The 17,729-nt window shown below is 62.8% G+C and carries 16 protein-coding genes and 2 riboswitches; of the genes, 14 read left to right on the plus strand and 2 right to left on the minus strand.

Annotation, left to right across the window (positions count from 1 at the left end):
- The first annotated feature begins 2 nt into the window (after positions 1–2).
- From BLT65_RS30940 to BLT65_RS30990, 11 genes are read left to right on the plus strand one after another with little or no spacing between them, the layout of a single operon-like run.
- Positions 3–1,934, plus strand: a complete 1,932-nt coding sequence (locus BLT65_RS30940) for a lytic transglycosylase domain-containing protein (protein WP_091785065.1) — start codon at positions 3–5, stop codon at positions 1,932–1,934.
- Positions 1,935–1,936: 2 nt separating this feature from the next.
- Positions 1,937–4,543 (plus strand): hypothetical protein, encoded by a 2,607-nt coding sequence (locus tag BLT65_RS30945; protein WP_091785068.1) that lies wholly within the window; start codon positions 1,937–1,939, stop codon positions 4,541–4,543.
- Complete coding sequence (locus BLT65_RS30950; protein ID WP_091785070.1) at positions 4,543–4,905, plus strand: hypothetical protein; 363 nt, start codon at positions 4,543–4,545, stop codon at positions 4,903–4,905. The genes BLT65_RS30945 and BLT65_RS30950 overlap by 1 nt, the downstream gene beginning before the upstream one ends.
- Positions 4,895–6,523, plus strand: coding sequence for a phage terminase large subunit (terL, locus tag BLT65_RS30955; protein ID WP_279634498.1), 1,629 nt, complete (start codon positions 4,895–4,897; stop codon positions 6,521–6,523). The genes BLT65_RS30950 and terL overlap by 11 nt, the downstream gene beginning before the upstream one ends.
- A 37-nt stretch (positions 6,524–6,560) precedes the next feature.
- Positions 6,561–9,248 carry a glycosyl hydrolase family 28-related protein gene (locus tag BLT65_RS30960; protein ID WP_091785073.1) on the plus strand — a complete coding sequence of 896 codons (2,688 nt, stop codon included), beginning with the start codon at positions 6,561–6,563 and terminating at the stop codon, positions 9,246–9,248.
- 36 nt (positions 9,249–9,284) lie between these two features.
- Positions 9,285–9,656 carry a hypothetical protein gene (locus BLT65_RS30965; protein WP_143036594.1) on the plus strand — a complete coding sequence of 124 codons (372 nt, stop codon included), beginning with the start codon at positions 9,285–9,287 and terminating at the stop codon, positions 9,654–9,656.
- A gap of 11 nt (positions 9,657–9,667) precedes the next feature.
- Positions 9,668–10,081: a glycoside hydrolase family protein gene (locus BLT65_RS30970; RefSeq protein WP_091785337.1), complete on the plus strand. Its 414-nt coding sequence runs from the start codon at positions 9,668–9,670 to the stop codon at positions 10,079–10,081.
- On the plus strand, positions 10,078–10,671 hold the full coding sequence (locus BLT65_RS48095; protein WP_244186773.1) for a hypothetical protein: 594 nt from the start codon (positions 10,078–10,080) through the stop codon (positions 10,669–10,671). Before BLT65_RS30970 ends, BLT65_RS48095 begins: the two co-directional genes overlap by 4 nt.
- A 2-nt stretch (positions 10,672–10,673) precedes the next feature.
- Positions 10,674–11,537, plus strand: coding sequence for a hypothetical protein (locus tag BLT65_RS30980; RefSeq protein ID WP_091785078.1), 864 nt, complete (start codon positions 10,674–10,676; stop codon positions 11,535–11,537).
- A gap of 44 nt (positions 11,538–11,581) precedes the next feature.
- Complete coding sequence (locus tag BLT65_RS30985) at positions 11,582–13,123, plus strand: glycosyltransferase family protein (RefSeq protein ID WP_091785081.1); 1,542 nt, start codon at positions 11,582–11,584, stop codon at positions 13,121–13,123.
- Positions 13,124–13,126: 3 nt separating this feature from the next.
- The gene (locus BLT65_RS30990; RefSeq protein ID WP_091785083.1) at positions 13,127–13,429 is read left to right on the plus strand and encodes a hypothetical protein; all 303 of its coding nucleotides are present in this window, start codon (positions 13,127–13,129) and stop codon (positions 13,427–13,429) included.
- 157 nt (positions 13,430–13,586) lie between these two features.
- On the opposite strand, the gene BLT65_RS30995 is transcribed toward BLT65_RS30990, so the two are convergent.
- Both BLT65_RS30995 and cobA read right to left on the minus strand, forming a co-directional pair.
- Positions 13,587–14,006 (minus strand): cobalamin biosynthesis protein, encoded by a 420-nt coding sequence (locus BLT65_RS30995; RefSeq protein ID WP_091785086.1) that lies wholly within the window; start codon positions 14,004–14,006, stop codon positions 13,587–13,589.
- The gene (gene cobA / locus BLT65_RS31000; protein ID WP_091785089.1) at positions 14,003–14,740 is read right to left on the minus strand and encodes a uroporphyrinogen-III C-methyltransferase; all 738 of its coding nucleotides are present in this window, start codon (positions 14,738–14,740) and stop codon (positions 14,003–14,005) included. Before cobA ends, BLT65_RS30995 begins: the two co-directional genes overlap by 4 nt.
- Positions 14,741–14,887: 147 nt before the next feature.
- Positions 14,888–15,160: riboswitch (cobalamin riboswitch) on the minus strand.
- Between the two features lie 53 nt (positions 15,161–15,213).
- Here cobA and BLT65_RS46685 point away from each other — a divergent pair.
- From BLT65_RS46685 to cobW, 3 genes are all read left to right on the plus strand, one after another.
- Positions 15,214–15,429 carry a hypothetical protein gene (locus BLT65_RS46685; protein ID WP_143036595.1) on the plus strand — a complete coding sequence of 72 codons (216 nt, stop codon included), beginning with the start codon at positions 15,214–15,216 and terminating at the stop codon, positions 15,427–15,429.
- Between the two features lie 20 nt (positions 15,430–15,449).
- Positions 15,450–16,031, plus strand: coding sequence for a hypothetical protein (locus BLT65_RS31005; RefSeq protein ID WP_042309232.1), 582 nt, complete (start codon positions 15,450–15,452; stop codon positions 16,029–16,031).
- A gap of 133 nt (positions 16,032–16,164) precedes the next feature.
- A riboswitch (cobalamin riboswitch) is annotated at positions 16,165–16,435 on the plus strand.
- A 191-nt stretch (positions 16,436–16,626) separates the two neighbouring features.
- Positions 16,627–17,724, plus strand: a complete 1,098-nt coding sequence (cobW, locus tag BLT65_RS31010; protein WP_091785092.1) for a cobalamin biosynthesis protein CobW — start codon at positions 16,627–16,629, stop codon at positions 17,722–17,724.
- The last annotated feature ends 5 nt before the right edge of the window (positions 17,725–17,729 follow it).

The raw sequence follows: 17,729 nt of genomic DNA on the forward strand, positions 1-17,729 counted from the left end.
GCATGCCGATTGATGACCTCTACGCAGAATCGACGAACGACTATCTGGCTGGCGCGAATCAGGTAAATGTGCCGACGCCGCAGACAGCGCCGTCGACGTCTATCAGTTCGATTGCTCGCGCGGCGGCGCGCGGCGTCGGGCAGGGCGCTTTGCAGTTCGGTGGCGCGGCTGCTGACACGCTGGCCGGCGCATCGCAGATCTTCGTCGATCCCGACACGCTGGCACTCAACCCGAATGCGCAGGCGCAGACTGACGCGCAGATCAACGATGCGATTGCGAAGCAGCGCGCCGGGCATCTGTTCGAATCGCGCTTCGGTGCGCGTGCCTATGACCTCGCGGACACGCTGAAACCCGATCCGACGAAGACAACGGCAACCGATCAGATCGTGCAAGGCGCGTTCTCGGGCCTGACGCAGATCGTTCCATCAACGCTGCTGTTCGGCCCGGCAGGCGGGGCTGTGGCTGGCGGCGCGTCGATCGGTCTCGGGCGTGCGGAAGATCTCAAGCGACAGGGCGTCGATGTCGGCACGCGCACGGCTGTCGGCGCAGTCGAAGGAGGCCTCGGCGCCGTTGGCGCCGTGTTGCCCGTCGCAGGCTCGACGATCGCGCGGACGGCCGGACTCGTCGCCGTGGGTGGGCCGGGGCTCGGCATCGCGCAGGGCGTCGCAGAGAAGGCGATTCTGCGCAACGCGAACTACGATCACCTCGCCGATCAGATTGACCCGCTCGACCCGACGAATCTCGCCGCGGCGACGCTGGTGTCCGGCGTGTTCGGCGCCGCGCACATGGCATCGACCGCGCGCGCGGCGAGCAAGGCGGCGGGCGCCACGTCATCCGCTGCCGCGCCGACGACCGCGCCCGTCGATGTGCCGCTCACCGATCTGCCGATCGACACGCGCAAGGCGCTTCGCTACAACGCCCCGCAGCTCGACGCATACGCGACACAGGCCGCGCAGGCGGCTGGCGTTCCGCCGGAAATGCTGCTGTTCATCAAGAATAAGGGCGAACAGTCGAACAGCAATCAGGTGAGCCCGAAGGGCGCGAAGGGCGTCATGCAGTTCACCGATCCGACTTGGCAGGCGTTCGGCAAGGGCGACCCCACAGACCCCGTCAATTCGATCGACGCGGCAGCGGCGTATGCGAAAGATCTGCTGCAGCGGTACGACGGAGACGTGCGCGCGGCGATCACCGAATACAACGGCGGCGTCAAGCAGGCGCAGGCAGTGCATGCAGGCGGCGCGCCTACCGATCCGGAGACGATCAAGTATCTGCAGAAGTACGATCGCTTCGCAGCGAACCAGCAGATCAATGGCGTCAAGTTCAATGCGACGCCCGAGCAGGTAGACGCGGCGCTGCAGGCGCACGGTCAGCGCATGGTCGACGAATCGAACCCGCTGCCGGAGGGTGACATCGCCGCGATGGGTGCGCATCAGGACGCATTCGAACTGGCGGCGCGCCAGATGGGTGAGGGAGAATTCCCGCAGGTTGCAAACCTGATTCCTGATGATGCGACCGCTCGCGCGGCGTATCGCGATTTTGAGCAGCGCATTGGTGATGTCGCGCTCGCCGAACGTCCCAATGAGGTCGAGATTTCACCCCAAGCGGGGACGGTTGCGGATGCGGCGGATGCGCCTGTCAATCAGGCGGCGGCGTCAGCGCAGGGCAGCGGTGGCGCCCAGCAGCAACCGAGAATCAGCGGACTCACACCGTCGGGCGAGCAGCCGGTCAGTGCGGTCGAGGCGAACGTGCGCGAGGCCGCGAACGTCGATCCGAACATTCAGGTTCATCTTGACGCCGCGGACCCGACGCTCGCGGAGCACAACGGCACGATCCAGTCTGCACTCGAATTGATCGACAACGAGCACGCTGCTACCCTGGACGACGCGAAGCTATTCAGCGTCGCAGCGAATTGCTTCCTTGGAACGGGGTTCTAGCCATGCACGACAAGTGCGCAAATGCAGTTCAGGCCGTGCGCGAGTCCGCCGGCCGCAAGCCGTTGACGAAAGCTGAGCTCGATCACATCGAAGATCGCGTGCGCGCTGGCATGCGCTCGGTTGCGAACAAGGATATCGACGCGTGGCGCGGCATGTCTACCGGCGAGCGGATTACCGCCGGCGCTGAGTGGGCATCAAAGCAGCTGACGCAGGAAGCCGAGCTGGCGAAACAGCGCAAGCTCCTGCAGGTCTCGAAACAGCTCGAAACGCAAAACCGGATCGAGGATGCGCTATACGCTGATCCCGAGCGCGCGCACGACAAGAATGCACGTCAAAAGGTCGTGAAAGCCGACATCGAGCAGACGTACGTACTGTCCGGCGCAATCAAGGCCGACTATATGCGTCAGACGATGGCCTCGATCGACGCAATGAAGCATGGCCAGAACTTCGTTGCGCGAGCGTTCGACGTCGACAATCCCGCGATGGAGCGCGACATCGTGCGCGAGATCTACAAGAAGGCCGATGGATCGACGGGTAACGATGTGGCGAAGGCGGCCGCCGAGCAGATCAGCAAGACGAACGAGGCGATGCGCAAGCGCTTCAATGCGTCTGGCGGCAACGTCGGCGACGTCGGCTACGGCTACGTGCCGATCCGCCACAGCCAGGCGAAGGTGCTCGGCAATGGGTCGGATGTGCAGCGGCGCGCGTGGGCGGATTTCGTGCTGCCGCTGCTCGACCGGTCGAAGTACCTGAATGACAACGGCGATCTCATGAGCGATGCCGAAGTGCGCCAGATGCTCACAGGCGAGGCGCGCGGTCCGTGGCAAGAGGCGAACATCAAGGCGAAGGGCAAGGATATGCAGCGGCGCAAGCCGGGCATCTGGGATGAGATCGCGGGCACGTCGCCGCGCGAGATCACGACGATTCGCGGCGCAGTCGGCGCCCGTGCGAATGCGAACTCTGAGCACCGATTCATTCACTTCGTCGATGCCGACGCGCACTTTGAATACAACCGCGCCTACGGCGAGGGCTCGCTCCTGAATGCGACGCTCGATCACGTGAACGGCATGGCGAAGAACATCGCACTCGTCGAGCGCTACGGCCCGAACCCGACGCGAAACATCATGGCGCAGATCGATCGCACCGCCGAGCACGACGGGACGCCCGTCCGAATTCTGGAGAAGGGCCCGACGTCGATTGGCGCGTACTGGGACTATGTCAACGGCAACACGAACACCCCGATCGATCCGACGCTAGCGCGCAACTTCCAGACCGTCAGGACGACGGTTGGTGCGATCAAGCTGCAGGGCACTTTGCTTGCCGCACTCGGCGACGTCGGCACCACGTTCGTGACCGCGAACTACAACAAGGTGCCGTTCTTCCGCACGCTGGGCACGGCTGCGCGCCTAATGGCGCCGGGCTCGAAGGACCTGCGCGACTGGCTGTCGTCGCAAGGTCTGATCGCGGAAAACCTCGAACATGGCCTGACGCGCTGGGGGCAAGACAATCTCGCAACCGACTGGGCGAAAAACCTGTCAGCGGCGACGATGAAGTTCGGCGGCGTCACAGGTTGGACGGATGCGCTGCGCACGGGATTTCAGGCCAACATGATGCGCGGCCTTGCCGAGATCTCGAAAACACCATGGGCGGAACTGACCGAGTGGGATCGCCGCGCGATGTCGCGCGCGGGAATTGCCGAGCACGACTGGAGTGTCGTGAATCAGGCCGAGCCGAGCACGTACGGCAGCAACAAATATCTCACTCCCGATTCGATCTACGAGACCGGGCACCCCGACGCCTCGAATATCGCGCCGAAGCTGCTCGGCATGATCCGCGAGGAAGGCGAATTCGCGGTGCTCAACCCTGATCTGACGACGAAGGTGATCGCGTCAGGCAATTCGGGCACGTGGAAGGGCGAGTTGCAAAAGACGTTCATGCAGTTCAAGAGCTTCCCGATCGCCATGATTACGCGGCATTGGGGCAGGCTGGCCGAAATGCGCCGCTCGGGCGATTACAAGGTCGACGGCGCGCCCGCGCTCGCGAACCCGCTGGCTTACGGCGCCGCGTTGATCGTCAGCACAACGCTGATCGGTGCGATCACCACTGAGATAAAGAACATCCTCGCGGGCAAAGATCCGGAATCGGTTGGCGGCGACCTGAAGCATGCGGCCTCGTTCTGGACTCGCGCGTTCACGACGGGCGGCGGCGCGGGGTTCGCGGGCGACATGCTGAATGCGGCGTTCACCAGCTCGGACTATGGATCGCTGCTTTCAAGCCTCGTCGGCGGCCCCGTTCTTTCGACCATCTTTCAACCTGTACACGCTTTAGCGGAGAATGCCGCTGATGCAGCCGAAGGCAAAGACACGCACGTCGCCGCTGATCTCGTGAAGGTGGCGAAGTCGAATCTGCCGCTGCTGAACCTGTGGTACTGGAAAACGGTGATGAACCGGTTGATCTGGGACAACGTGGCGGAAAGCGTGTCGCCTGGCGTGACCCAGCGCAACATCAACAAGTCGAACAAAGAGTATGGAAATGACTACTGGTGGTCGCCGGGGCAGACATCGCCGGAGCGCGCGCCGAACCTCGCAACCATCGCAGGAGCGCCCTGATGCGACCGGACCAGATTGAACGGCTGAAGCTCCTGGAGGAGTCGCTGATTGACGTCTACCTCGATGAGGCCGATCCGGCGAACTGGCCGGGCGTCGGCACGATGGGATCGCAGCTGACGAAAGAGGAGCGCGGGAATCGCTATTGGGAGAAGAAGAACGCGATTGCGACCGTCGCGCTCGCGCAGGAAACCCGCAAGCTGATTGCAAACGACAAGAACGCGCTCGGTCGCGATCCGTATGGTGACGGCGAGCTCGACAACAGGATCTCCGACGCCGAGAAGCGCGCAGCGCAGCTGGTAGATCGGGTCAAAAAGGACGCTTCGCGCACGGCATTCGTGAAGCGCGCAACGGGTGACACGTAAGATATCTTTCCTCGCCTTCTTTCTCATCTGGGCCGACCGCATGCGGTGGAAGGTTCCGGATGTACACATCATTGCGTGTCACTGGTTGGAAAATAAAGGCACTCTCGCGGTGCTGCGCTGCTTTCGCGGCTTCGGCAAATCGACGCTGCTGGCGGTCTATAACGCGTGGCGCTACTACGAGGACGAGACATTTCGTGTCCTGCACCAGTCGGAATCGGACGGCACCGCCTACAAGACTAGCCGCGACACCCAGAACGTCATCCGCAAACATCCGCTGACGGCGGGTCTGCTACCGACGAATCAGGGCACCGTCGAGCAATGGTGGGTGATCGGCTCGAACGATTACCGGAATGCCAGCATGTACGCGAAAGGCATCCTGTCGAACGTGACCAGCGCGCGCGCGGACGAGTGCCAGAACGACGACGTCGAAGTCCCGAAGAACATCCAGACGCCAGAGGCCCGCGAGAAGCTGCGCTATCGCCTGGGCGAGCAGACGCACATTCTGGTGCCGGGCGGCAGCAAGCTGTACATCGGCACGCCGCACACCCACGATTCGCTCTACGACGAGATCGAGGCGCTCGGCGCAGACTGCCTGACGATTCGCATGTTCGAGAAGGAACATCGTATCGAGCAGGCGACGCACGCGCGCTATACCGTGCCGTTCCGCCCGGAGTACGTGTTTTCCGGCATAGGCAAGCATGCGCGGCTGCTGCGCGAGGGTGCGGACTATTCCATCGAGCCCGGCAATGTGGTGCGGTTCGCGGCCGCGCCGAACAGTCTGATCGACTTCTATGCCGATGCCAGCTGGCCGGAACGGTTCGACGGCGAGGAATTGCAGAAGCGGCGGCGCGAGACGCGCACGATAAACGAGTGGGACAGCCAGTATCAGTTGCACTCGAAACCGGTCGCTGAATGCCGCCTTGATCCCGCGAAACTCCGGGCGTACGACATTCACCCAACGCTGGCGCGGGCAAACCGCGAAATGTGCATGATGCTGGGCGGCGCGCGGATCGTGAGCGCGCGAGCCTATTGGGACTGCGCGACGGGCAAGGCAGGCGGCGACGACTCGGCGATCTCGCTGATTCTCGACGATGCAGCCGGAAACTATTACTGGCACGTGGCCGAGGCGATGGTGGGCGAATTCGCCGTGTTCGGCGACGAGGCGAATTCGACCATTGTCGGCGGCCAGGTGATGCAGGTTTGCGACCTGATTGAAAAGTATTCCATCCCGCAGATCTACGTCGAGACGAACGGCGTCGGCTCGTTCGTGCCGCAGCTGCTTCGCAAGGCGATCAAGGTGCGCAAGCTCAGTTGTGGCGTGCTCGAACGCACCGCAACCGTCAACAAGAACGAGAAGATTCTGGCCGGGCTGGAGGGGCCGCTCAAGTCGGGAGTGCTGTGGGCGCACGTGGACGTTCTGGACGGGCCAGTGTGGGACCAGATGAAGGATTTCAACCCGCTCATCAAGACGCAGGCCGATGACTATATCGACTCCGGCGCGAGCGCGATCCTTGAGGCGCCTGTCCGGATAGGGAAGTTGGTCGGGAATCCGACTGGCGAGGAAGGGCACGATTGGCGTCCAGGATCGGGCGTACATGAGGTGACGCTCGAAATGTAGCGCCGCAGTTGCGGCGCGCCACAAGAGAGGCCGCCGCGTGACAGTCCCAGTCCAGAACCCCATCATTTCGTATGCCGGAAACGGCATCACCACGCTTTTTACGTTCCCGTTCGAGGTTCTTGAGGTTCAGGATCTCAACGTGCTCATCAATGGCGTGGCAGCTACGTTCGGTTCGGGCTATTCGATCAACGGTCTCGGGAATCCGAACGGCGGGTCGGTGCAGTTCAACGCCGTTCCCGCTGCTGGCGCGAAGATCATCATCTATCGCAAGGTTGCGATCGAGCGCACGACCGACTATCAGGACAACGGCGATCTGCTCGCCGATACGGTCAATGCCGATTTCGACCGCATATGGATGGCTCTGCAGGACATCGACGGCCAGTCCACGCGCGCGATCCAGTATCCGGTCACGGAATTTACCCTTGATGGCACGCTGCCCGGCGCGACGGATCGCGCGAACAACGTTCTAGGTTTCGATACCAACGGTTTCCAAACGATGGTGCCAATGCCGGCGAGCGTCGGCGCGGGCGACCTGAAGAACGAGATCTGGAACGATGGCGCCAATTACACGGCCGGCACGTCGACGAGCGTCACGCTCTCGCGTAGCTATACGTCCAAGGCAAATCTCGGCGCCGTCGTCATGATGGGCGTCACGCAGGACCCGGACACCTACAGCATTGCCGGTAATCAGTTGCAGTTCAATGCTGTCATCCCGCTCGGCGTCTCGAAAATCTGGTGCTACGGCGGCACAACGATTTCTCTCAATCAGACGGGCGTCGGCACGGTCGGCGACGAGCAGGTAAAGAGCGGCAGCAAGCTCGCGAACCGCCTCACCTACGAAGCAAATGTCATTGACTTCGGCGCCGATCCGACTGGCGTCGGCGACTGCACGACGGCTGTCCAGAACGCCATCAGCGCCGCGCTCGCAATCGGCATGAAGCGCGTCTATTTCCCGACCGGCACGTACCGGTTCTTCGCCGCTTCGCCGGGCCTCGATCCGGGTGTCGGCAACATCGAGTTCTGTGGCGACGGCCGCGACGCGTCGATCCTGATTCACGAAGAAGGGGATGCGCTGAACACGAGCCCGTTTGAAAGCCGTAAGCATCTGTTCGTGCATATCAGCGACACGACGATGAAGGGCTCGGTGGGCTTCCGCGATCTGCAGATCAAGGGCACGTTGGCTGAAGGCGGCTATGCCGAGCGCGGCGGCACGTCGATCGCGCTGAACTACTACCGATCAGTCCACATCATCAACTGCCGTTTCACGAACAAGTCGCAGATGAACACGGCTTGCGAGTACATACTCGTCGTCCAGGTGATGAACTGTGAGTTCGACGAATGCCTGCGCGACAACGCGCGTTTCCGCTCGTCGTGGAACTGCCTCATCGTCGGCAACACGTTCCGGCATAGCGATGATGATGCCGTCGCGCTGCATCAGGCGAACTACGTCATGGGCACCGGCAATATCCGCGAAGGCATCGTCGTCGCCGACAACACCTTTGAGGACACGTGCGGCATTCACATCCTCGGCGGCCGGAATGTGAGTGTGCATGACAACCTGATGCGCCGCGTCAAGCAGACGGTGATCGACATCGACGCGGACGCGAACGAAGGCCCGAATCCGATGTTCGGTATCAGGGTGCATAACAACCAGATCTTCGATTCGCTGGTGCGCCCGCCGTTCTCCGGTCCGCAGTTCTGCGCTATCTCGGTTACGCAGTTTCCGCCGGCGCCCGACACGAACTCGGCGAACACGATCCCGATGCAAAACGAGACGTCCGGCCCTAACATCGGACTCGTGACGCAGTTCTGGCCGTACCGTGATGCGAGCTATGCGAGCGTCGCCACCTTCGGCTGGCCGACGTCGCTTGCAATCGACATCTCGAACAACACTATCATGCGCACGCTGCCCGCCGTGTCGGCGTACAGCCAATGGGGGTTCGGCAAGGCATTCGCTGTCGGCGGCTATTCCGATGCAGCCGTCTCGGACGCCGCGCTTCGCATGAGTGCGGGTATCGCAGTGCCGGCCGATGCGCGCAACGTGAACATCGGCGGCAACATCATCATGCACACCGGCTCGGCCATTTCGTATTACGCACCGACGACGAACTTCGCCGGGCGCGGCAATCGCGTGCATGACAACGTGCTGTACGACTTTTCGTTCGCGGGCGTGCTGGTGAATTCGCCGTCGTCCGGCATTAACTTCGCCGCCGAAATTTACGACAACGACTTCGACGGCGATCCTTTCCACAACTCGACCGGGCGCGGTGGTTCGGGCACGTGGACGTCCGCTTCGAGCGGCCCGGCGGCGCTCGTCGCGAACGGCTCGGCCGGGATCACGTTCCGGCATAACAAGGTGGCGAACGTATCGCAGCCGATCAACGCGTCGAATGCGGGTTCGTTCTTCATCCGCGACAACCATCTGGTCTGCTCGCCTGCCGCGCTGGGTTATAGCGCGTCGAACAAGGGTATCGGCTTTCTGCCGAACGGCGGCGCGCAGTACTGGCATGAGGTTTCAAACTGCGACCCGACGTCCGCAAGTTACGGAACGCAGTTCAACCCGACGCTTTTCGAAAGCAACGCGATGCCGAGCAGCGGCACGTATGTGCCAGGGCACTTCGTGCGCAACTTCAACTCATCGCTCGCGGTTCATGGCTGGCAGCGCCTCACGCTCGGGAATGCACACGTAGCCGGGACGGACTGGAAGACCGTTGCGCTGACCTGAGATCGATAAAACGTAAAGACCACAGTCGGGGGAAGGATGGGTGAGCGGATGCGATACGAAGATCCGCCGCATACCGAGGGCGACGGCTACGCGGCCGTCGTCGTCGCGCTGGATGCCTTGCGCGACGAAATCGGACAGCGGCACGTCGAAAACACCAGCTCACTTGAGGTTCTGGAAAAGGATCTGAAAGTCGTGATCGAGCGCGTCGACGACCTGGCCAGGGGCTTCCCTGACAGCGATCCGGAGGGGCATCGCCGTGCGCACGAGGCGCTTATCAGAAAGGCCGAAGAGCGCGCGGCACTTTACAAGGCATTGCGTGAAGAACTGGCAAAGAAAGGTCTGTGGGCGCTGGTGCTGCTGCTAGGCATAGCGGTTTGGCAATACATCAAGACGAAGGTTACGCAGTGAGCGACTTCGATATGCCGACGCTGATCGGCGAACTGAGCCGCGACGAAGGGCGGCGCGCGCGGATCTACACGGATACCGTTGGCAAGATCAGTGGCGGCGTGGGGCGCAATCTGTCCGACGTTCCGTTCTCTGACGACGAGATCAACCTGATGCTCACGAACGACGTCGCGCGTGCGTGCGCGGGCCTCGACAAGGGCCTGCCGTGGTGGCGGTCGCTCGATCCCGTGCGCCAGCGCGTGATGGTCAACATGGCCTTCAATCTCGGCATCGAAGGGCTGCTGACGTTCATCAATACGCTGGCCTTTATCAAGGCCGGATCGTGGGATCAGGCAGCCAGCGGGATGCTCAATTCGAAATGGGCGAAGCAGGTTGGCGCCCGCGCGCAACGCCTCGCGCAGATGATGCGCACTGGAGAGACGGCATGAACTGGAGTGACCTGAAAGGCGTCGTCAGCAAGGCCGCGCCTGTCGTTGGCACGCTGCTCGGCGGCCCCGCTGGCGCAGCCGTAGGCGGACTCATTGCCGCCGCGCTCGGGACCGACAGCACGCCCGACGCGGTATCCGCTGCGCTCATCGGCAACCCGGATGCGATCGTCAAGATTCAGGAGTTACAGACGAACGCCAAGGTGCAGCTGCAGCAGCTGGCCGTGACAGCTGAAGCGAACCGACTGGCCGATGTGCAGAACGCCCGATCGCGCCAGACGGCAAACCCGAGGGATTACACGCCGCAAGTGCTCGCCGCATTCGTCACGGTCGGGTTCTTCGGAACGCTCGGGCTGGTGATGTTCGCGCACATGGAGTCTGCCGCGCAGAACCTTCTGCTCGTCATGACGGGCACGCTGCAAACGGCGTGGGTCGCGATCATTTCCTACTACTTCGGCTCGTCGAAAGACAGCGCAGGCAAGACGCAGATGATCGCGGACGTGGGCTATGCCGCTGCCGCTGCGCCGATCAATGTCACCACTTCCGCGCCGGCCGCGCCTGCGCCTCAATCCGACATCTACCGAGGTTCCTGAACATGAAACGACTCTTTGCAGCGGCGCTTGCCGTTATCGCTTCGGTTGCATTTGGCGCAACAACCATTCCGCCGTCGATGCTCACGCCGACGGGTTCGACGTCCGGTCAGGTAATCAGATCGAATGGACCGACCAGCGCGCCGTCCTGGCAGAGCGTGACATTCGGCATTCTGCCGACGATGGCGGCCAACACGGTACTCGGGAACGCCAGCGCGTCGACGGCCACGCCTGCCGCGATCTCGCTGCCGAGCTGCAGCGCGGCCAACAGCGGGCTCCAGTACACGAGTGGGACAGGCTTCTCGTGCGGCACGACGTTCGCGCTGACCGGCGGCACGCTCGCGCAGTTCGCCGCGACGACAAGCTCGCAGCTCGCTGGCGTGATTTCCGACGAGACGGGCAGCGGCGCGCTCGTGTTTGGGACGTCGCCGACGATCACGACGCCGAATATCGTGGGCGTGACGGGCGGCGGAAACGCGAACGCCGGGAGCGTCGGCGAACGCCCGACGCCCACGAACCTGACGAATGTCGCGCTCACCACGACGGTTGCTGTCAACGTATCTAGCGCGTCCCTGACCGCTGGTGATTATGAGGTTCAGTGCGACACGATATTCAATCCGGCGGCTACCACGACCGCAACATCGTTCGGCGTCGGTGTCAGCACCACTTCGGCCACGTTCGGTGCAAACGGCACCTATTCGTCCTATGTAGCCTCGATGGGCGCCAACACCGGTAATCCCAGCCTGATAAGCCCCACGGTGCCAATCAACGTCGCGTCCACCACGACGGTCTACTGTGTTTCGAATGCGACCTTCGCCGTCAGCACCATGCAGGCAAACGGTTTCATGCGGGCTCGCCGGGTACGCTAATCGACTGATTTATAATGCGCCGCTTCGAAACCTGAAGCGGCGTCATGATCTCCGAACCTTACAAAAACAGCCGGATTGCCTCTCTCGCTGCTGGCTGCATCGCCTTACTCGCGCTCGCCTATGGCCTGTATATGGCCATCCGGTACAACGGCACGCACATCCTCTATCCCGCCTTCAGCTTCCGGCAGACGCAGACGGCCATCACATCGTACTGGGCCTGCCGCGACGGGTTCAAGCTGGCGTACGAAACGCCCGTCGCTGGCTACCCGTGGGCGATACCGTTCGAGTTCCCGCTTTATCAGTGGGTCGTTTCGCTGATCTCGTGCCCGCTCGGACTTGATCTGGAGCGCGTCGGCAAGGCCGTCAGCTATGCGTTCCTGATTCTGTGTGCGTTTCCCGCAGCGCACATCTGCAGAGGCCTGTTCGGCGAGAAATGGGCGCCATACTTCTTCGCCTTCTGCGCTGTGTTCTTCACCGCGCCGATTCATGTGTTCTTCGGCCAGGCGTTCCTGATGGAGACGGCTGCGCTGTTCTTCATGCTGTACTTCATCGCGTACATGGTCAGCCTGATTCAGGGCGACCGAACGATGAAGATTGCCGTGCTGGCTGGAATCTTCCAGACGCTCGCGATCCTGCAGAAGTCGACAACCGTCCTGCCCCTGGTGCCAATCCTCGGCTTCTGGCTTTTGGCAGTCGGCTGGCGCGAGATCATTTCCGACCGGTTGCGGGCTCGCGTGTTGTGGCAGGGCGTCGTTGCGGTGCTGATTCCGTTCGTGATCGGCGCGGCGTGGGCGAAGTACAGCGACTACGTCAAGCTCTACAACGACTTCGGCTCGCAGCTCACGTCCGGCGCGCTGACGTCGTGGAACTTCGGCGGCGACCGGCTCAACTGGAAACTGTGGCTGTGGGTGATCTGGCTGCGCAATATCGTGCTGAATCTCGGCGGGTGGGTCGGCGTGGGCATCGCCGCTGCCGGCGTGATCATGCTCGACTGGAAGCACCGCGCGCTGATCGTGGGCGGCATCGCGCTGTTCCTGCTCTATTTCATGGTGTTCACGAACCTCCAGTTCGTACACGAGTACTACCAGATCTCGTGCGAGGCGTTCGTGATCTTCGGCGTCGCCGTGGCGCTCGGCGGCGCGATCGCGCATCGTAACCGCCTGCTTTCGTTCGTCGGCGTCGTCGCGCTCGCTGGCATTACCGCCGTCAACGTCAACACGTTCCTGACCGGCGCGAACTTCCAGCTGCTCAAGACGGTGTACGGCCCCGATTACCCGGTCCTCGCGGCGGCTCACTTCGTGCGGGACAACACTGATCCGGCGCGGCCGATCGTCGTCTACGGTGACGACTGGAGCAGCGAGTTTCCGTTCTTCGCGGAACGCAAGGGCTTCGTCGCGCCGCTCCTGTTCAAGCACTACGACGATCTGGTCGCGAACCCGTCGAAGTACCTGGGCGGCAAGCAGCCGTCAGCCGTGATGGTGTGCCGAGATGCCAGGACGCCAGAATTTGAGGCGCGCGTCGAAGCTGGCATAGCGCCAGCTACCGTCAAGCGGCTAGAATTGTGTGACATTTTCCTCAAGGGGTAGGGCATGAAGGCAATCGCGGCGGCGCTCGCACTGGTCAGTCTGTCGGCATTCGCCGGTCCTTACGGCGCGGCCAAGCAGCTGCCGGACGGCAATATGCTGATGGTCGTACCGCGGAGTCCCGATTGTGGCGGCAAGGCGGCCGCCGTGATCGTCGGCAAGGATGGGGAAGCGGTGGACCACTCGTGCGCTATCCAGCAATCGGCAGAGGGGATTACCGTCGCATTCCGGAATCGCGCGCCGATCACGGTGCGCAGCGACGAGGCAAAACTGTTCGCTGTTCCGCCGGTCGTCGCCGCAAGTCAATGACAGCTTTTTAACAGCATCGCGTATCTGGACGCAGCCACAAGCCAAGTTGCAGGGGTTCGAGTCCCCGCTACCGATGGCGGCGCGGTCCTCATAAAATGCTTATGAAGCGCTGGGATGCTTTACCAGAAACCGTGTTCAACCGATTCGGGATCGGTCTTCATCGATGTTCCTTGATTCTGGTTGTGTCGGTGGAATGAGGGTGTGCGGCAACGCACGCGATGGCGACGGTAACGCCTTCTCGCGCGTGTTTGCGCACGAGCAGTTCGCCGCCTTGTGCGGCAAGTAGCGCGCAAGGCTCGCAAACGCCGTCGATGCCGAGATGCGCGCGCACGTGCGGTGATGCGTCGATCGGTGTGTCGAGCGCGGCGATCGTGTCGCGCGTGAAGGTTCGCAGCGGCAGCGCGTGCCGTGCGCAGAATGCGACGAGCCCAGGCTCATTGGCTTTCGTATCGATCGAGGCAACCGCGATCAGCGCCGAAAACGGCAGCGCGTCACCAAGCGCGTCGCGCACGGCGGCTTCGATCTGTTCGGCCGATACGCCGCGCCGGCAACCGATGCCCGCGATCAGCGCCGTCATGGCTTGAGCATGGCATCGACGGGCGCAGCCAGCGACGCGACGCCGCCGATCACGACGATCGACGGCGAACCGAGCTGCGCTTGCGCAACGCGTTGGACGAACTCGCTCAACGTCGCGCAGACATGGCGCTGCTCGGGGCGCGTCGCCGATTCCATCGCGGCGCAAGGCGTGTCGGGCGGCATATCGGCGCGCAGCAGCGCGTCGACGATGTCGTTGAGCCGCCGCATGCCCATGTAGATGACGAGCGTCATGTGCGTGGCTGCGAGCGCGCGCCAGTCCGCTTCGTGCTCGCCCGCGCCGTGACCGGTGACGAAGATGACGCCCTGAGCATGATCGCGATGCGTGACGGGAATGCCGATCGCAGCGGGTGCGGCGATGCCCGCCGTGATTCCGCTGATGATTTCGACGTGAATGCCCGCGGCCTGCAGTGCCTGTTGCTCTTCGCCGCCGCGGCCGAACACGAACGGGTCGCCGCCTTTGAGCCGCGCGACGCTGCGGCCCGCGCGCAGATGATCTAGCATCATCGCGACGATTTCGGGTTGCGGTGTGGATTGCTGCCCGCCGCGTTTGCCGACATGGACGATCTGCGCGTCGTCGCGCGCGAATTGCAGGACCTCGGGATTGACGAGATCATCGACCAGCACGACGTCGGCCAGCGCGAGCGTGCGCGCGGCTTTGAGCGTCAGCAGTTCGACGTCGCCGGGGCCGGCGCCGATCAGCCAGGCGCGGCTCATGGCAAGGAGAGCGCCGCTGCACGGGCGGGCGCTTGTGTGTGACAGGTCATGCGATGTTGCGTGTGACGCGCGACGGCTGCTCGAGCCGGTGCCGCGCGTGGGCGCTGGTATCCGTTTCCCGCGGTTCCAGCGAATGGCGATGAAGTTCTCGCCCCCTTGCACCTGGCCGGTATCCGGGCTGACGGCTCATCGCGTTCGCCTTCCCACCTGCGGGTTGCAGGCAGTGGCCTTGAACGCACTGCGCGGAACATCCTTCATTCCGCTCGCCGCGTGACCGTTGCGGGGACAGCACAGGCCAGGCGGCTTCATGTTTCGCGTGGCTCGCTCGTGTTGCGAGCGCGATGTGAAGACGCTTCCCTGTTTCCCGTTTAACCCCGCCAGCCGTCGAGCCGGCGGGGCACCAGATGCGCCAATACGATAGCACACCGGCACCCGCGGGCGGGCGGCGCGGGGTTTTCCGACGCACCCGCCCGATGGCGATTCTTGCCGTGTTTCGACAAATTCGAAAACTGTTTTCAAGCGGTATTGGTGGTAAAGCCCAAGGGTGGTCATTTATAGTGGCCGGACGTGAGACGTCAGTTTTTTCCGGTGTTAAATATCGGATAACTAACAAAATTTCACCTCAATTTGAATGGGTGGTGCGGGTCACCGCCTTTTCGACTGCGTCTGCCCGTGAACAGGCAGATTAACCTTTAGGGAGAACATTAAAATGAAACTGGCAACGATCGCGTCGGTCATGCTGGCAGCCGCGCTGGCGGCGACCTCGGTACAGGCAGCGGACTCGCTCGCGAAGGCTGCGGATACGCTCGTGGAAGCTGCGCCGCCCATCCATCTGAAGGCGCGCATCATCGCGCTCGACGCCGGTGCTCGCACGGTCACGCTGAAGGGCGAAGACGGCATCGAGGTCACGATGCAGGTGGATGGAAAAATGGCCGGGTTCGACAAGCTGCGCGTGGGCGAGAAGGTCGACGTGCTGTACAAGAATGCATTGCTCGTCCAGGCCGAGAAGGTGGACCCCGCCGGCAAGGGCATCCGTGAGCGCGTCGATGCTCAGGTGACCCTGAAAGGCCCGGACGGCCGGGATTCGGTGCATCAGGTCGAAACGCTGTCCACTGTGCAGAAGATCGATCCCGCCAAACGCCTGCTCACGCTGCGCGGTGTCTACGAGACGCAGATCATCAGGGTCACGCCGGATTTCGACCTGAAGGACCTGCACGTCGGCGACACGATCCACGCGGTTTTCGTCTCGGCGACGGCTATCGAAGTCACGCCGCAAGGCGCTGCGCACTGAGTTGCGCATGTCCACCGGCTGTCGCAGGGCGGCAGCCGGTGGACTTCCCCTTTAGCGAACCCCACGCAATCGAACGGCGGCATGAGGCACGACTCATGCCGCCGTCTCTCCTTGACGCTACCTGCCGGCGGGCCTAAACTCGCCGCACTCTGGTGCTCGCGCGCGCGCTCTCTGCGCGCGCAGTTAAACGGGAAATAGCAGGCTGTGTGCGCAGGCGCCGGTCAAACTATGCTGCTCCCCGCAACGGTAGGTGAAGGCATCGCGCAGACGATGCAGAGCCGGCCTCGCTGCATGTGCGTCCAATAGCGGCCCATGCAGACAATCCACTGCGCGAAAACGCTCGCGCGGGAAGGAGAGGCGGCGCTTTCATCAGCCCGGATACCGGCCCGAGAAAACGACGCCATGCTGCGGGGATGCGGCACTGCGTTCACGATTCCTCATGCGTCGCAGCGCGGTTTCGCGCCCGGATCGATCGGGCCGCGAAGCCCATGCGGCGCCGTTTTCGTCCCCGTGCATCACTTATGACCTTGCATCGCTTGCCGGACGGCGCGCGACTTCGAGGTCACTCGACCGCATTTCGAGTTACGGAGCCACCATGCAGACACAGATGCGCAAGATTCCGGTGACGATCGTCACGGGTTTTCTCGGCAGCGGCAAAACGACGTTGATGCGTCACATTCTTCAGCACGCGGGCGGTTTGCGCATCGCGGTGATCGTCAACGAGTTCGGCGAGCTTGGCATCGACGGCGAGATTCTCAAGGGCTGCGGCATCGGTTGCGATGAAAACGGCAACGAGACGGAAGGTCAGCTTTACGAGCTTGCCAACGGCTGCCTGTGCTGCACCGTGCAGGAAGAGTTCTTCCCCGTGATGGAGCAGCTTGTGGAGCGGCGCGAGCAGATCGATCACGTGCTGATCGAAACGTCGGGCCTCGCGCTGCCGAAGCCGCTTGTGCAGGCGTTCAACTGGCCGTCGATCAAGAACAGCTTCACCGTCGATGCCGTCGTGACGGTGGTCGACGGCCCGGCTGTCGCGAGCGGTCAGTTCGCCGAAGACCCCGCTGCCGTCGATCAGTTGCGCAAGGCCGATCCGAATCTCGATCACGAATCGCCGCTGCACGAGCTGTTCGAAGACCAGTTGTCGGCAGCGGATCTCGTGATCCTCAACAAGACCGATCTGCTCGACGAAGCGCAGCAGGCGAGCGTCGAAGCCGTCATTCGCGAAGAGATTCCGCCGCAGGTCAAGGTGGTGCGCGCGCATATGGGGCAACTCGATCTGCACGCGCTGCTCGGGCTTGAATCCGCTTCGGAAGAAACGATTCATCTGCGTCACGACCATCATGGCTCCGCGGATGATCCCGAGCATGCGGATCATCATCACGACGAGTTCGACTCCGTGGTCGTGTCGGCGCGCGCGCCGTCGCGTGAGGCGATGATCGCGGCGTTGCAACGGGTCGTCGAAGGCCACACGATCTATCGCGTGAAGGGCTTTGCCGCGCTGCAGGGCGCGCCGATGCGTCTGGTGATTCAGGGCGTGGGCAGGCGCTTTGACAGCTATTTCGACCGGCGCTGGCAGGCGGGCGAACTCGATGCGTCGTCGCTGAGCCGCTTCGTGCTGATCGGCGAAGACCTCGATCAGCCTGTGCTGCAACGCGCGCTCGACGAAGCGCTGAGCGCTCAGGAACAACAGGCTTAAGGCAC

This window comes from Paraburkholderia steynii (genome assembly GCF_900100565.1).
GTDB classification, from domain to species: Bacteria; Pseudomonadota; Gammaproteobacteria; order Burkholderiales; family Burkholderiaceae; genus Paraburkholderia; species Paraburkholderia terrae.

Coding starts and splice junctions, on each gene's coding strand:
- cobW (WP_091785092.1), top strand. CDS start 16,627: ATGCAGACACAGATGCGCAAGATTCCGGTGACGATCGTCACGGGTTTT.
- BLT65_RS46685 (WP_143036595.1), top strand. CDS start 15,214: ATGGCGATTCTTGCCGTGTTTCGACAAATTCGAAAACTGTTTTCAAGC.
- BLT65_RS30985 (WP_091785081.1), top strand. CDS start 11,582: ATGATCTCCGAACCTTACAAAAACAGCCGGATTGCCTCTCTCGCTGCT.
- BLT65_RS30940 (WP_091785065.1), top strand. CDS start 3: ATGCCGATTGATGACCTCTACGCAGAATCGACGAACGACTATCTGGCT.
- BLT65_RS30980 (WP_091785078.1), top strand. CDS start 10,674: ATGAAACGACTCTTTGCAGCGGCGCTTGCCGTTATCGCTTCGGTTGCA.
- BLT65_RS30945 (WP_091785068.1), top strand. CDS start 1,937: ATGCACGACAAGTGCGCAAATGCAGTTCAGGCCGTGCGCGAGTCCGCC.
- BLT65_RS31005 (WP_042309232.1), top strand. CDS start 15,450: ATGAAACTGGCAACGATCGCGTCGGTCATGCTGGCAGCCGCGCTGGCG.
- BLT65_RS30990 (WP_091785083.1), top strand. CDS start 13,127: ATGAAGGCAATCGCGGCGGCGCTCGCACTGGTCAGTCTGTCGGCATTC.
- BLT65_RS30995 (WP_091785086.1), bottom strand. CDS start 14,006: ATGACGGCGCTGATCGCGGGCATCGGTTGCCGGCGCGGCGTATCGGCC.
- BLT65_RS30970 (WP_091785337.1), top strand. CDS start 9,668: ATGCCGACGCTGATCGGCGAACTGAGCCGCGACGAAGGGCGGCGCGCG.
- BLT65_RS30950 (WP_091785070.1), top strand. CDS start 4,543: ATGCGACCGGACCAGATTGAACGGCTGAAGCTCCTGGAGGAGTCGCTG.
- cobA (WP_091785089.1), bottom strand. CDS start 14,740: ATGAGCCGCGCCTGGCTGATCGGCGCCGGCCCCGGCGACGTCGAACTG.
- BLT65_RS48095 (WP_244186773.1), top strand. CDS start 10,078: ATGAACTGGAGTGACCTGAAAGGCGTCGTCAGCAAGGCCGCGCCTGTC.
- BLT65_RS30965 (WP_143036594.1), top strand. CDS start 9,285: ATGGGTGAGCGGATGCGATACGAAGATCCGCCGCATACCGAGGGCGAC.